At 68.2% G+C, this 14,655-nt stretch carries 13 protein-coding genes; 6 read left to right on the top strand and 7 right to left on the bottom strand.

Annotated features, from left to right (window positions below; translation table 11 throughout):
* The first annotated feature begins 50 nt into the window (after positions 1-50).
* From ACFQ50_RS20840 to bcp, 4 genes are all read left to right on the top strand, one after another.
* Positions 51-1,262, top strand: coding sequence for a glycerate kinase (locus ACFQ50_RS20840; RefSeq protein ID WP_377997526.1), 1,212 nt, complete (start codon positions 51-53; stop codon positions 1,260-1,262).
* A complete protein-coding gene (gene allB, locus ACFQ50_RS20835) occupies positions 1,255-2,598 on the top strand; it encodes an allantoinase AllB (RefSeq protein WP_377997525.1) in 1,344 nt (447 codons plus the stop codon). Before ACFQ50_RS20840 ends, allB begins: the two co-directional genes overlap by 8 nt.
* Positions 2,599-2,608: 10 nt before the next feature.
* Entirely contained in the window at positions 2,609-3,232 is a 624-nt protein-coding gene (locus ACFQ50_RS20830; RefSeq protein WP_377997524.1) for a winged helix-turn-helix domain-containing protein, read from the top strand.
* Positions 3,233-3,313: 81 nt separating this feature from the next.
* Positions 3,314-3,793 carry a thioredoxin-dependent thiol peroxidase gene (gene bcp / locus ACFQ50_RS20825; protein WP_377997523.1) on the top strand — a complete coding sequence of 160 codons (480 nt, stop codon included), beginning with the start codon at positions 3,314-3,316 and terminating at the stop codon, positions 3,791-3,793.
* A 264-nt stretch (positions 3,794-4,057) separates the two neighbouring features.
* Here the strand turns inward: bcp and purU are convergent, their stop codons facing one another.
* From purU to glyA, 7 genes are read right to left on the bottom strand one after another with little or no spacing between them, the layout of a single operon-like run.
* On the bottom strand, positions 4,058-4,957 hold the full coding sequence (gene purU / locus ACFQ50_RS20820) for a formyltetrahydrofolate deformylase (RefSeq protein WP_377997522.1): 900 nt from the start codon (positions 4,955-4,957) through the stop codon (positions 4,058-4,060).
* Between the two features lie 3 nt (positions 4,958-4,960).
* Entirely contained in the window at positions 4,961-6,334 is a 1,374-nt protein-coding gene (locus ACFQ50_RS20815; protein ID WP_377997521.1) for an L-serine ammonia-lyase, read from the bottom strand.
* Complete coding sequence (locus tag ACFQ50_RS20810; protein ID WP_377997520.1) at positions 6,334-6,969, bottom strand: sarcosine oxidase subunit gamma; 636 nt, start codon at positions 6,967-6,969, stop codon at positions 6,334-6,336. Before ACFQ50_RS20810 ends, ACFQ50_RS20815 begins: the two co-directional genes overlap by 1 nt.
* Positions 6,962-9,904 carry a sarcosine oxidase subunit alpha family protein gene (locus ACFQ50_RS20805; RefSeq protein WP_377997519.1) on the bottom strand — a complete coding sequence of 981 codons (2,943 nt, stop codon included), beginning with the start codon at positions 9,902-9,904 and terminating at the stop codon, positions 6,962-6,964. The genes ACFQ50_RS20810 and ACFQ50_RS20805 overlap by 8 nt, the downstream gene beginning before the upstream one ends.
* Positions 9,901-10,272: a sarcosine oxidase subunit delta gene (locus tag ACFQ50_RS20800; protein ID WP_377997518.1), complete on the bottom strand. Its 372-nt coding sequence runs from the start codon at positions 10,270-10,272 to the stop codon at positions 9,901-9,903. The genes ACFQ50_RS20805 and ACFQ50_RS20800 overlap by 4 nt, the downstream gene beginning before the upstream one ends.
* A gap of 27 nt (positions 10,273-10,299) precedes the next feature.
* Positions 10,300-11,520, bottom strand: a complete 1,221-nt coding sequence (locus tag ACFQ50_RS20795; RefSeq protein WP_307105398.1) for a sarcosine oxidase subunit beta family protein — start codon at positions 11,518-11,520, stop codon at positions 10,300-10,302.
* Positions 11,517-12,872, bottom strand: a complete 1,356-nt coding sequence (glyA, locus tag ACFQ50_RS20790) for a serine hydroxymethyltransferase (RefSeq protein WP_377997517.1) — start codon at positions 12,870-12,872, stop codon at positions 11,517-11,519. The genes ACFQ50_RS20795 and glyA overlap by 4 nt, the downstream gene beginning before the upstream one ends.
* Before the next feature lie 145 nt (positions 12,873-13,017).
* On the opposite strand from glyA, the gene ACFQ50_RS20785 reads away from it, so the two are divergent.
* Both ACFQ50_RS20785 and ACFQ50_RS20780 read left to right on the top strand, forming a co-directional pair.
* On the top strand, positions 13,018-13,689 hold the full coding sequence (locus tag ACFQ50_RS20785) for a GntR family transcriptional regulator (RefSeq protein WP_377997516.1): 672 nt from the start codon (positions 13,018-13,020) through the stop codon (positions 13,687-13,689).
* A gap of 142 nt (positions 13,690-13,831) precedes the next feature.
* Entirely contained in the window at positions 13,832-14,254 is a 423-nt protein-coding gene (locus ACFQ50_RS20780) for a hypothetical protein (protein WP_377997515.1), read from the top strand.
* The last annotated feature ends 401 nt before the right edge of the window (positions 14,255-14,655 follow it).

The raw sequence follows: 14,655 nt of genomic DNA, 5'->3' as shown, positions 1-14,655 counted from the left end.
CCCAGCGGGACATACCAGCCGCACCGAAAAGTACCGAAGATAGGCAAGCAATGCGCATCGTGATCGCGCCGGACAAGTTCAAGGGCTCACTCTCCGCCCCGGACGTCGCCCGGCACCTTGAAACAGGGCTCCGGAACGGCTCCGCCACAGCGGGCGGGCCGGGCAGCCTTGAGGCACAGGGCACCCTTGAGGTACTGCGGATTCCCGTGGCCGACGGCGGCGAGGGCACCCTCGACGCCGCCGTCGGCTCCGGCTTCACCCGCCGCCGCGCCGTGGTCAGCGGCCCCACCGGACAGCCGCTGACGGCGGAGTTCGCGGTCCGCGGCCGGGAGGCCGTGATCGAAATGGCCGCGGCTTCAGGTCTCGCTGTCCTTCCCGGGTACGACGGCGGGCGGCCGGGTTCCGCCTCTGCCCGGGCTGCCAGCAGCCTGGGCACCGGGGAACTGATCCGCGCGGCGCTCGACGCCGGCTGCCGGCAGATCATCCTGGGCGTGGGCGGCAGCGCCAACACCGACGGCGGCGCGGGAGTCCTGCAGGGACTCGGCGCGAAGCTGCTCGACTCCGCCGGCAACGAACTGCCCCTCGGCGGCGCCGCCCTCGCGGACCTGGCGACCATCGACTTCTCCGGCTTCGACACCCGGCTGGAGGACGCCCGATTCATCCTGGCCAGCGACGTAGACAACCCGCTGCTCGGGCCCGAGGGCGCGGCCGCCATCTTCGGACCGCAGAAGGGCGCCACCGCCGCCGACGTCGGCGAACTGGACGCCGCCCTCACCAACTTCGTCCAGGTCCTCGCCGCGGAGATCGGCCCCCGGGCAGTCAAGGCCGCCAGCGCACTGGGCGCCGGAGCGGCAGGCGGCGTCGGCTACGCAGCCATCGCGGCACTGGCCGCATCACGCCGTCCGGGCATCGACGTCGTGCTTGAATTCACCCTGCTGGCAGAGCGGCTGGCCGGCGCGGACCTGGTGATCACCGGCGAAGGAAGCCTGGACGAACAGAGCCTGCTGGGCAAGACGCCCATGGGCGTTGCCCGGGCGGCTGCACAGGCCGGTGTCCCGGTGCTCGCCGTCTGTGGCCGCACCACGCTCACGCAGCAGCAGCAGCAGACGTCCGGCTTTCGGCAGGTCTACCCCCTGACCGCGCTGGAGGGCAATGTAGAGATATGTATAGCTGAAGCAGGCCGCCTGCTTGAAGAATTGGGTCAGCACATCGGCGTGCACCTGACCGACAGCGCTAACACGAAGGAGCCCCTGAATGTCTGAAGAACGCTTTGACCTGGTCATCCGGGGCCGGCGCATCCTCACCACCGCCGGGATCGCGGCCCGTGAAGTGGGCGTGCGCGGCGGAAAGATCGTCGCCCTGGAACCGCTCGGCAACGGCCTAGCGGGCGCCGAGGTCATCGAACTCGCCGACGACGAAACCCTGATCCCCGGCCTAGTGGACACCCACGTCCACGTCAACGAGCCCGGCCGCACCGAGTGGGAGGGTTTCGCCTCCGCCACCCGCGCCGCGGCCGCCGGCGGCGTGACCACCATCATCGACATGCCGCTGAACTCCATTCCGCCCACCACCAACGTGGACGGCCTCAAGCTCAAGCGCGAGGTGGCCGAGGACCAGGCGTTCGTCGACGTCGGATTCTGGGGCGGCGCCATTCCCGGCAACAAGGCCGACCTGCGCCCGCTGCACGACGAGGGCGTCTTCGGCTTCAAGTGCTTCCTGCTCCACTCCGGCGTGGACGAGTTCCCGCACCTGGAAGCGGACGAGATGGAAGAGGACATGCGCGAGCTGAAGTCCTTCGACTCGCTCATGATCGTCCACGCCGAGGACTCGCACGCCATCGACCACGCGCCCCACCCCGGCGGCGCACACTACTCCACTTTCCTCGCCTCCCGCCCCCGCGGCGCCGAGAACAAGGCCATCGCCGAGGTGATCGAGCGCGCCCGCTGGACCGGCGCCCGCGCCCACATCCTGCACCTGTCCTCGTCGGACGCGCTGCCGATGATCGCGTCGGCAAAGCGCGACGGCGTGCACCTCACCGTGGAGACCTGCCCGCACTACCTCACGCTCATGGCCGAGGAAATCCCCGACGGCGCCACCGCGTACAAGTGCTGCCCGCCCATCCGTGAGGCCTCCAACCGCGAGCTCCTCTGGCAGGGCCTGCAGGACGGCACCATCGACTGCATCGTCTCCGACCACTCGCCTTCGACGCTGGACCTGAAGGACCTGGAAAACGGTGACTTCGCCGTGGCCTGGGGCGGTGTCTCCTCGCTGCAGCTGGGCCTGTCCCTGATCTGGACCGAGGCCCGGCACCGCGGCATCCCGCTGGAGCAGGTCGTGTCGTGGATGGCCGAGAAGCCCGCCTCCCTGGCCCGCCTCTCCAACAAGGGCCAGCTGGCCCTGGGATACGATGCCGATTTCTCCGTCTTCGCCCAGGACGAGGCCTTCGTGGTGGACGTGTCCAAGCTCAAGCACAAGAACCCCATCACCCCGTACGACGGCAAGGCACTCTCCGGCGTGGTCCGGCGCACGTACCTGCGCGGCAGCGTGGTGGACGGCCAGACCCCCGGCGGCAAGCTGATCCGCCGCGGCGGCATCTGAGGGCCGCGCGGTGGCTGTGCACGCCCATTCACCGCGCGGCACTTCCGCCCCCTGGGGCGCCAAGGCCCACGGCCTGGCCGTCTGGGTAGCTCCGCCCGAAGGCCAGGAGATCGATCCCGAGGTCCTGGCCCGCGCCGCCGAGCTGGTGCTGGCGCGCGCCCTTCAATTTGCTCCGGAGGCGGAAGTCCACTGGCCCGCCGCCGGAGCTGCAACTTCCGCCGCCGGGACGCACCCGGGCGCGCCCCCAGGGGAGGGGGAACCCCACGGTGCGCCCGACGGCGGAACCCCCGTGCCGCCGTCGGCCGGGCACGTCAGCCGCGTGGCCGTGGACCTGGCCCAATCCGAGGTGCTGCTGGACGGCGAGCGGGTGCCGCTGACCGGCGTCGAGTTCAAACTGCTGCGCTACCTCGTGGAACACTGCTCGCGAACCGTAGACCGGGAGGAGCTGCGGCTGTTCCTGGAATCGTTCGACAGCCCCGGCGCCGCGACCCGTTCCATCGACGTCTATGTGGGGCGGGTCCGGCGGAAACTGCGCGGCGGCCGGCACGCGATCGCCACCGTCCGCGGCGGCGGCTACCGCTTCATCTGCGGACCCGCAGCCACCGTGCGCGGCCCGGCGGAATACAGTATCTAGGGCTGCTGTTAACCATTTCAGCCCGATCAGTCATTGTGCTTGACCAGATTTTTCGCTCGACCCAGATCCAGAAGGAATGCCATGAGCCCCAAACTGACCACCAAGCTCCAGCCCGGAACCCAGGCGCCGGACTTCACGCTGCTTGACGCAGAAGGCAAGCAGACCGCGCTGGCCGACTACCGCGGCAAGAACGTCATCGTGTACTTCTACCCCGAGGCCGCCACCCCCGGCTGCACCACAGAAGCCTGCGACTTCCGCGACAACCTGGCATCCTTCCAGGGCTCCGGCTACGCGGTGCTGGGCATCTCCCCCGACGCGCCGGAGAAGCTGGCCAACTTCACGGGCGACTTCGGGCTCACCTTCCCGCTGCTGGCCGACGAGGACCACGCCGTGGCGCTGGCCTACGGCGCCTGGGGCGAGAAGCTCATCGACGGCGAGGTGCACGAGGGCATCGTCCGCTCCACCGTGGTGCTGGATCCCGAAGGCAAGGTCACGCTGGCCCAGTACCAGGTCAAAGCGCAGGGCCACGTCCAGGCGCTCCGCGAAGCCCTGGGCGTCTGACCCTCAAACGCTTCCTCACCTTTGGTCGCCTAACACCAAACGCGTCCTCACCTTTGGTCGCCTAACACCAAACGCTTCCTCACCTTTGGTCGCCCCACCCCGGACGCTTCCTCACCTTTGGTCGCCTAAACCGAAACGCTCCTGCAGACATGAACTGCAGGAGCGTTTCGGGTTAAGCGACGGGACGTGAGGAAGGGTCCTGTTTGAAGCGGCAGGACGTGAGGAAGCGTCCTGCTTGAAGCGACGGGATGTGAGGAAGCGTCGCTACTTCAGGACCACGGTCCGGTTGCCGTTGAGGATGATCCGGCCTTCGCAGTGCCAGCGGACGGCGTTGCTGAGCGCCTTGCACTCGGTGTCCCGCCCGGCGGCGACCAGGTCCTCGGGGCCGAAGGTGTGGTCGACTTCAACCACCTGCTGCGCGATGATCGGACCCTCGTCGAGCTCCGCATTCACGTAGTGCGCCGTGGCACCCACGGTCTTCACGCCGCGGGCGTAGGCCTGGTGGTACGGCTTGGCACCCTTGAACGAGGGCAGGAACGAGTGGTGGATGTTGATCGCCTTGCCGTCCAGCTTCCGTGCCAGGTCGTCGCTGAGGACCTGCATGTACCGGGCCAGCACCACCAGCTCGACGTCGAGCTCGTCCACGATTTCCAGCAGCCGTGCCTCCGCCTGCGGCTTGGTGGCCGCGGTGACGGGGATGTGGAAGAACGGGATGCCGTGCCAGTCCACGAGGGCCTGGTGGTCGGTGTGGTTGGACACCACGCCCACAACCTCGATGGGGAGTTCCCCCACGCGGGCCCGGAAGAGCAGGTCGTTGAGGCAGTGGCCGAACTTCGAGACCATGATCAGGACCTTGCGGCGGGACCCGTTCCGTTCCAGCCGCCACTTCATGTTGTACTTCTCGGCCACAGGCGTGAAGCCGGCACGCAGCTGGTCCAGCGTGGATTCGTTGCCGTCCGACGCGAAATGCACCCGCATGAAGAAGTGCCCTTCGGACCGGTCGCCGAACTGCTTGTTGTCGATGATGTCGCAGCCGTATTCCAGCAGGAAGCCGGAGACGGCGTGCACGATGCCCGGGCCTTCGGGGCAGTCCAGGGTCAGCACGTGCTCGACGCCATTGGCGGCCTGTTCGGCGGCGCGGTTCTCAGTCTGAATTGCAGTCATCGCTCAGCACTCAATCACATTCACGGCGAGGCCTCCTCGAGAGGTTTCCTTGTACTTGGTTTTCATGTCCGCTCCGGTCTCGCGCATGGTCTTGATGGCCTTGTCCAGCGACACCTTGTGGCTGCCGTCCCCGTGCAGGGCCAGCCGCGCGGCGTTGATCGCCTTGACGCTGGCGATCGCGTTCCGCTCGATGCACGGGATCTGCACCAGCCCGCCCACGGGGTCGCAGGTCAGCCCCAGGTTGTGTTCGATCCCCACCTCGGCGGCGTTCTCCACCTGTTCCGGGGTTCCACCCAGCACTTCGCAGAGACCGGCGGCGGCCATGGAGCAGGCCGAACCGACCTCGCCCTGGCAGCCCACTTCAGCACCGGAGATAGAGGCGTTGATTTTGAACAGAATCCCGACGGCGGCCGCCGCGAGCAGGAAGCGGACCACACCGTCGTCGTCGGCTCCCGGAACAAACTTGACGTAGTAGTGCAGCACCGCCGGAACGATCCCGGCCGCGCCGTTGGTGGGGGCGGTGACGATGCGGCCGCCGGCCGCGTTCTCCTCGTTCACGGCCAGCGCGAAGAGGTTCACCCACTCCATGGCGCGGAGCGGGTCGGTGACACCAGTGTCCGCCGTCAGCGTCTGGTAGAGCTGCGGCGCCCGCCGCCGCACGTTCAGCCCGCCGGGCAGGATGCCTTCCGCGGCGCAGCCGTTGTCCACGCATTCGCGCATGACGGCCCACAGCTTCAGCAGTTCCTCCCGGAGCTCCGCCTCGCTGCGCCACACCAGTTCGTTGGCGAGCATGACGTCGGAGATCGACATGTTTTCGCGGCTGCAGATCTCCAGAAGCTCGTTCGCCGTGGTGAAGGGGTACGGCAGCGGGGTTTCGTCCGCCACCACCTTGGCGCCGGCGTCGGCGTCGCCGTCAACGACGAAGCCGCCGCCGATGGAATAGAAGCTCCGTTCGCTGAGCACCGTGCCGGCGTGGTCCAGGGCGCGGAAGGTCATGCCGTTGGGATGCGCCGGCAGCGACTTGCGCCGGTGCAGCACCACGTCCTCGTCCCAGTTGAAGTCCACCCGGTGGTCCCCGCCGATGCGTAGTTCGGCGTCGAGGGCGGCGGCTGCCACCTGATCATCGGCGGTGGAGGTGTCAACGGTCTCCGGGTCCAGGCCCTGCAGGCCCAGCACCACAGCCTTGTCGGAGCCGTGGCCGCGGCCGGTGGCACCGAGGGACCCGAACAGCTCCGCCTGGACCCGGGTGGTGGAGCTCAGCAGCCCGCCGCCCTTGAGCCCGTCGGCGAACTGCTTCGCCGCCCGCATCGGGCCGACCGTGTGTGAGGACGACGGCCCGATGCCAACGGAAAACAGGTCCAGCGCGCTGAGCGCCATCAGGGCACCTCGGGGGAAGCGAACTCCCTCATGGCGTCCAGCAGCCAGCGGCCCAGGTAGTCCGCGAACGAGGCGCGGGGGAACAGCCGGAAGCTTTCCTCCCCGGTCTTGAACAGGACCACCGGGATGTTGCCCACCTCGGTGTTGAGGGCGGTGCCCGGCTTCAGCGTGCGCGGGTGCAGGTCCAGGGCGCAGCCCTTCTCCAGCACTGCGCGGGCCCGCGGGCCGGACAGTTCAAACGTGGTGCGGTTGGCGGACAGGTCCACCACCTGCCCGGCGGCGTCGCCCAGGGCGGACTTGAGGGAGCCGATCAGGTCCCCGCCGAGGGAGTCGTGGGCGTCTTCCGGGGCCACCACCAGGAACTCCTGCGGGCCGAGCCACAGGACGCTGACGCGTTCCGTGCCGCGGACCTCGCCGGAGCGCTCCGGCAGGCCGCCGGTGACGGAGGCGATCCGGGCGCCGGCCTCGGAGCGGGGGTCCACGCGGACGCCGGCCATGGTCTGGAACGGGCCCTCGTTGAGGGTGACTGTTCCCTGCACGGACCCGGAGTCGAAGGCTTCGGCCAGGTGCGAGGCTGGGCTGCGGCGGATTTCCCGGAGTCCATTGATGCCTGTGAAAGCTGCGGTGTTAGCCATCTTTGCGGGTCCCTTCGGGGTCAAACAGTACGGTTTCTGCCACGACAACGTCGACGAGCTGGTTGCCGGCTGCGGCCACCAGGGTTTCGCCGATCCGGTTGCGGCCGTTCTTGATCAGGGCCAGGCCGAACGAGCGGCCCAGGGCGGCGCTGTGGTAGCTGGAGGTCACGAAGCCCTGCATCGGGACCGGGCCGTAGGCGGGGCTCGCCGGGATGCCCTTCTCGATCAGCTGGGTTCCTTCCGGCAGCCTCAGCGAGCCGTCCACCGGCAGGACGCTGACCAGGTGCTTGCGGTCATCGCGCTGCTGGTCCAGCCGGGAGTAGGAGCGCTTGCCGATGAAGTCCTTGGCCTTGGAGACGATCCATTCCATGCCGGCATCCTGCGGGGTGACGGTGCCGTCGGTGTCCTGCCCAACGATCGGGTAGCCCTTCTCGGCGCGGAGCACGTGCATGGTCTCGGTGCCGTAGGGGGTGATGTTGAACTCGGCGCCGGCGGCGGCCACGGATTCCCAGGTGTTCAGCCCGTACCAGGACGGCACGTTGATTTCGTAGGCCAGTTCACCGGAGAACGAGATCCGGCAGATGCGGGCCTGCACGCCGGACGCGAGGGTGGTTTCGCGGAAGGTCATGAAGGGGAACGCCTCGGCGTCCAGCCCGCCGTTGGCGGCCAGTTCCGGGGCAACCTTGGCGATGACGTCGCGGGACTTGGGTCCGACGACGGCGATCGTGCTCCACTGTTCGGTCACCGAGGTGCAGTGCACGTCGAGTTCCGGCCATTCGGTCTGCAGCCATTCCTCCAGCCAGTCCAGCACCTTGGCGGCGCCGCCGGTGGTGGTGGTCATGAAGTAGGTCTCCTCGTCCAGGCGCAGGGTCACGCCGTCGTCGAAGATCATGCCGTCCGAGAGGCACATGACGCCGTAGCGGGCGGAACCCGGGGCGAGCTTCTTGAACGCGTTGGTGTAGATGCGGTTCAGGAACTCGCCGGCGTCCTTGCCACGGATCTCGATCTTGCCGAGGGTGGTGGCGTCCATGAAGCCCACGGAATCGCGGACGGCGGCGCATTCGCGAAGCACGGCTTCGTCCATGTCCTCGCCGTTCTGCGGGTAGTACCACGGCCTCTTCCACTGCCCGACGTCTTCGAAGAGCGCACCCTGGGCGACGTGCCACGGCTGGACCGAGGTGACGCGGGCGGGGTCGAACAGCTCGCCGCGCTGGCGTCCGGCCAGTGCCGCGAAGGCCACCGGGGTAAACGGCGCGCGGTAGGTGGTGGTGCCGATGTCGCCGATGCCCCGGGAGGCCTCGCCGGCCTGGCGGAGGGCTGCGGCGATGACGCCGATGGCGTTCACGCCGGAGGTCTTGCCCTGGTCGTTGGCGGTGCTGATGGAGGTGTAGCGCTTGACGTGTTCCACGGACCGCATGCCGGCGCCGGTGGAGCGCAGGACGTCGGCCACGGACTGGTCACGCTGGAAGTCGACGAAGTGGTGGTGCCAGTCGTCGGGGGTTCCGGTCTGGCCCGGAACCAGCCACAGCTGGCGGGTCGGGGCGGAGGCCTTCGGCTCCGCCGGGGCGGAGGGCTCGACGGCGGATTCGAAGCCGGCGGCGATGGCCGCCGAAGCTCCGGCCGAGATGCCCTCGGCCAGGCAGTCCGCGAGCTCGAAGCTGCCGCGGCCGGAGCCGATGGTCTGCTGGTTCGGGACCACGGTGGCCGGCACGAAGGCCGCGAGGTCCTCGTCCCAGCGCAGCTTGCCCTGGCGCTGCGAGTGCAGGTGCACCAGCGGGCTCCAGCCGCCGGACACTGCCAGCAGGTCTGCGGCGATCTCTTCGATGCCCGAGGTGAGTTCGCCGTCGTCGTTAATGCTGCGGACGGTGACGCTGTCCAGCCGGCCATCCGAATCAGCTGCCGTGTTGGCCACCGCGCTGCCGATCAGCACCCGGGTGCCGGCTTCGACGGCGGCGGCAGCCACCGGCGTGAGGGCGGGACGGGCGTCGACGACGGCCGCAACCTTGACGCCGGCGGCGCGCAGGTCAGACGCCAGGGCGTAGGCGCTGTCGTTGGTGGTGCTGATGACCACGCGGGACCCGGCGGCCACGGCGTAGCGGTTCAGGTAGCTGCGGACAGCCGAGGCGAGCATGATGCCCGGGCGGTCGTTGTTCTCGAACACCAGCGGACGCTCGTGGGCACCGGGGGCCAGCACAACCTGGTTGGCACGGATGTGCCAAATACGCTGGCGGGAGACGCCTGCCGCGGCCGGGCTGGAGAGGTGGTCGGTGCGGTTCTGGACCGCGATGACGTAGTTGGCGTCGTAGGCGCCGAACGCGGTGGTGCGGTTCAGCACGGTGCTTTCGGCGCCTGAGACGAGCTCCGCCTCGACGTCGGCAACCCACTCCAGCGCGGGCTTGCCCTCGATGGTTTCCGCCAGTTCGGGGGCGGTGGATCCGGACAGCAGCGAGCCGCCGAGTTCCGGCTGGTCATCCATCAGGATGACGCGGGCGCCGGTGCGGACGGCTTCGCGGGCCGCGGCCAGGCCGGCAGGACCGCCGCCGATCACCAGGATGTCGGTGTGGACGTACTTCTTGTCGTACTCGGCGCGGTCATCCGCGGGATCCAGCTTGCCCAGGCCGTTCAGGTAGCCGGCCTTCAGGCCGTCCACCAGTGAAACGGTGGTGGCGGGGAGCATGGACTCGGCCACGTCGCCGGGGAACCGTGCTTCGATCCGGACCAGGGCGTTGGGCTCTTCGACGCCGGCGGCCAGAATGCCGCGGGCACGGTCCTCGTACAGCGAGTTGCCGGCGGCGATGCGGCCGTTGGCCAGCAGCGCGGAGGCCAGGGTGTCGCCCGGGTGTCCGGTGAATTCCTCGCCGTCCACGGTGAAGCGCCAGGAGATGCTGCGGTCGATGCGGCCACCGGTGCTGAGGCGCGTGTTCTGGGAGGTCACTTGGTCGCTCCTTCCGGGGCGGTGCTGGGGCTGAGGGGGGTGGTGCTGGCGGCGCCGGTGCTTGCGGTGCCGGTGTCAGCCGCGGGCGGGACGGGCGCGGCTGGCCGCGGCACCCCCATCGGGTAGATGGCCTGGATGTCGTACGTGACCGTGTCACGGAGCATGTTGAACCACTGCCGGCAGCCGGTGCTGTGCACCCACCGTTCGGCGAAGATGCCCTTGGTGTTCTCGCGGTAGAACAGGTACTCGGCCCATTCCCGGTCGGTGAGGTCGTTGGGGTTCTCGGGGTAGGGCACGTGGGCCTGGCCGCCGTAGTGGAACTCGGTTTCGTCCCTCTGGCCGCAGTTGGGGCAGGAGATAAGCAGCATGTGCGTCTTCTTTCTTGTGGGCCGGGGCTAGTGGGCGACGGCGGCGGCGCCGTGTTCGTCGATCAGGGCACCGGTTTCGAAGCGTTCCAGGGCGAAGGGCCTGTTGAGCTTGTGCGGTGCGCCGGTGGCGATGGTGTGCGCGAAGGTCAGGCCGGCAGCCGGCGTGCCCTTGAAGCCGCCGGTTCCCCAGCCGCAGTTGACGAACATGTTGTCCACCGGGGTGGTGCCCACGATCGGCGACGCGTCCAGCGTGGTGTCCACGATGCCGCCCCAGGTCCGGAGCACGTGGGCCCGGGCGAAGATCGGGAACAGTTCGACGGCGGCCGCCATCTGGTGCTCGATCACGTGGAAGGAACCACGCTGGCCGTAGCCGTTGTAGGAGTCGACGCCGGCGCCCATGACCAGTTCGCCCTTGTGCGCCTGGGAGACGTACACGTGGACGTGGTTGGACATGACGACGGTGGGGTGGACCGGCTCGTGGAGTTCGGACACCAGTGCCTGCAGCGGGTGGGACTGGATGGGGAGCCGGAAACCGGCCATTTCCGCCAGGACCGAGCTGTGGCCGGCGGCGCAGAGGCCCACCTTCTCGGTGTTGATGGTGCCGCGGTTGGTCTTGACGCCCACCACACGGTTGCCGTCCTTGACGAAGCCGGTGACTTCGCAGTTCTGGATGATGTCCACGCCCAGCTCGTCGCACTTGCGGGCGAAGGCCCAAGCGACGTGGTCGTGCTTGGCAATGCCGGCGCGTGGCTGGTAGGTGGCGCCCATGACCGGGTAGCGGATGTCGTCGCGGATGTTCAGGATGGGGCAGAGTTCCTTGACCTGTTGCGGGTCAAGCCATTCCGCGTCCACGCCGTTGAGCTTGTTGGCGCCCACGCGGCGGATGCTCTCGCGCACGTCGCCCAGGGTGTGGGCCAGGTTCATCACGCCGCGCTGGCTGAAGAGGAAGTCGTACTCCAGCTCCTCGGGCAGGATCTCCCACAGCTTCAGGGCGTGCTCGTAGATGGCGGCGCTCTCGTCCCAGAGGTAGTTGGAACGGATGATGGTGGTGTTGCGGGCCATGTTGCCGCCGGCCAGCCAGCCCTTTTCCAGGACGGCGATGTTGGTCATGCCGTGGTTCTTGGCCAGGAAGTACGCGGTGGCCAGGCCGTGCCCGCCGCCGCCGACAATCACGGCGTCATAGGAGGACTTGGGCTCCGGGTTGTGCCACAGGAAATCCGGGTGCTCCGGGAGCTGGTGGGTGCTCACTGGGCTGCTCCAATCATGTCATTTTCAAACGCGGCAATCTCGGCTGCGCCGCTGAGCTGGGGGTACAGGGGGAACTGCGCGGCGAGTGCAGTGACGCGGGCGCGGAGTTCGACGGCGGTGCCGTCGTCGAGCGTTCCGGTGCCGGCCGCGCTGGCACCGGCGGAGGCGATCAGGGCCGTGGCGATGATGTCCGCAACCTCGGTGAACTCGGCGGCGCCGAAGCCGCGGGTGGCGAGGGCGGGGGTGCCGATCCGGAGGCCGGAGGAGACCATCGGCGGGCGGGGGTCGAACGGGACGGCGTTGCGGTTGACGGTGATGCCGATCCGGTGCAGTGTGTCCTCCGCCTGCTGGCCGTCCAGTTCGGAGTTCCGCAGGTCAACGAGGACCAGGTGGACGTCCGTGCCGCCGTTGACCACCGTGATGCCGGCGGCTTCGACGTCGGGCTGCAGGAAGCGCTCGGCGAGCAGCTTGGCGCCCTCCAGGACGCGCTCCTGGCGTTCCCTGAAGCCCTCGGTTGCGGCGAGCTTGAAGGCCACGGCCTTGGCGGCGATGACGTGCTCCAGCGGGCCGCCCTGCTGGCCGGGGAACACGGCGCTGTTGATCTTCTTGGCGTACTGCTCCTTGGCCAGGATGACGCCGCCGCGGGGGCCGCCCAGGGTCTTGTGCGTGGTGGTGGTGACGACGTCGGCGTACGGCACCGGATTGGGGTGCAGGCCCGCGGCGACGAGGCCGGCGAAGTGGGCCATGTCCACCATCAGGTAGGCGCCGACAAGGTCGGCGATCCGGCGGAACTCGGCGAAGTCGAGCTGGCGGGAGTAGGCGGACCAGCCGGCCACGATCAGCTTGGGCTTGTGCTCCAGGGCGAGTGCCTCGACCTCGGCCATGTCCACGCGGAAGTCGGATTCACGTACGTGGTACGGGACCACGTTGTAGAGCTTGCCGGAGAAGTTGATGCGCATGCCGTGGGTGAGGTGGCCGCCGTGGGCGAGGTCCAGGCCCATGATGGTGTCGCCGGGGTTCAGCAGGGCGAACATCGCTGCGGCGTTTGCCTGGGCGCCGGAGTGCGGCTGGACGTTGGCGAACTCGGCGCCGAACAGTGCCTTCACGCGGTCGATGGCCAGCTGCTCGACGACGTCGACGTGCTCGCAGCCACCGTAGTAGCGCTTGCCCGGGTAGCCCTCGGCGTACTTGTTGGTGAGGACCGACCCCTGCGCCTCCATGACAGCCGCAGGAGCGAAGTTCTCCGAGGCGATCATTTCCAGCGTTGACTGCTGGCGGTCCAGCTCGCGGGCGACGGCTTGCTGGATCTCGGGATCGACTGCGGAAAGTCGGTCGTTCAACTGCTCAACCACGAATACTCCTTATGAAATACCACTTAGCTTTTGACTGATATATCAGTGTTGGTGTCAATGGTATGATTGAGCTCACAACAGAGTCAATAGCCGGAAGCAAAATGGCACTTCGCTTCCACTTGGAGCCCATGAACGGAGCCTCGCTGTGAATGCTCTTCCCGCCATGCCGCCCGCCGAGGATGAATCGCTGTCCCAGGCCGAGGCTGCGTACCGGCAGTTGCGCGACAAGCTGATCATGCTGGACATCCGCCCCGGCGAGCCCATCAATGACGGCCAGCTGGCGGCTGAACTCGGCTTCGGGCGGACGCCCGTGCGTGAGGCCATCAAGCGGCTGGAGGTGGACCACCTGGTGGTGTCCTACCCCCGCCGGGGAACCTTCGCCACCACCGTGGACTTCACGGAGCTGGCCGACGTCTCGGAAATCAGGGAACTGCTTGAACCGCTCGCGGCGCGCCGGGCCGCCAAACGGGCCAACACCGCCATGCGCGAGGAACTGCTGGACGTCGCCAAGGCCATCTCGGAGCTGGCACCCACCCCCGCCCAGTCCCGGGAGCTCATGCGGTACGACCTGACGGTGCACCGGCTGATCTACCGCGCCGCGGCCAACCCACACCTCGAGGACACCCTGATCCGCTACGACAACCTGGCCACACGCATCTGGTGCCTGGTGCTGGACAAGGTGCCGTCGGTCAGCGGCCACATCAGCGAGCACGTGGACCTGCTCCGGGCCGTGGCCGAGGGGGACGCGGACAAGGCAGGCGAGCTGGCACTGCACCACGTGACGAGCTTCGAGGAGACCATCCGCAAGGTGCTGTAGTGAACTGCCGGCTCGCCGTATGCCTTGTTGGCGGCGATCCGGGCGGCTATTCTGCCAGAAACGTCCGCCGCCAATGGGGGTGACCGCAGGGCCAGGTACCTGCCACTTCCAGGCCTGACCAGCGTTTCGAAAGAGGCACGCCGTGTCCATTGCTCCCACCCCCAAAGGCGCGTCCCGGCGTCGGCTGCTTCTGATCCTCCTTGCCGCCATGGTGGTGGTTCTGGCGGGTGTGGCCATCGCCGTTTCGGCTCCGGGTCCGCGGGCGGACCAGCCGGCTGCCACGGCTACCCCGTCTGTCGCCTCCCCCAGTGATGCTGCGGCGAAGCCGGCGGCCGCGGAGCTCCTGGACGAGGCCAACACGGTGTGCGAAATGCGCGTGACCGAGAAGTACCCCACTGCCGAAGTCCAGCCCGGCGCCAAGTCCACCGCCAAGGCGAAGAGCGGCAACTTCCAAACCACTGGCTCCTACACTGACCCGACCGCCGGAAAATCCTCACTCACAGAATTCCAGTGCTCGGCGGTCAATACCAACGGCAGCTGGACCGTGAACCTGGACCGGGGCTAGCTCCGGCCGACGGGAACTGCGGAAGCGTTTGGCACCCAGCGGCAGGATCTGAGGACGCGTCGCACAACCCCACACGCGTCCTCACCTTTCGTCGCACAACCCCACACGCGTCCTCACCTTTCGTCGCGCAACCCCACACGCGTCCTCACCTTTCGTCGCGTCAACCCAAACGCGTCCTCACCTTTCGTCGCGCAACCCCAAACGCTTCCTCACCTTTCGTCGCGTCAACCCCAAACGCGTCCTCACCTTTCGTCGCGTCAACCCAAACGCGTCCTCACCTTCGCGCCGCGGGACGAAGCCGCGGGATGGGACTGTAAATTTGTCGGTGTAACTCCTGAGGAAAAAGGAGAGCTCCGTGACGGATGTGACGGCCGCTGCGATTGATGCGGTGGATGAGGAAC

The organism is Arthrobacter sp. NPDC056493 (genome assembly GCF_042795115.1).
Classification (GTDB): Bacteria; Actinomycetota; Actinomycetes; order Actinomycetales; family Micrococcaceae; genus Arthrobacter.
The sequence above is the reverse complement of the archived record's forward strand: the minus strand, read 5'-3'. Positions and strand labels throughout refer to the sequence as shown.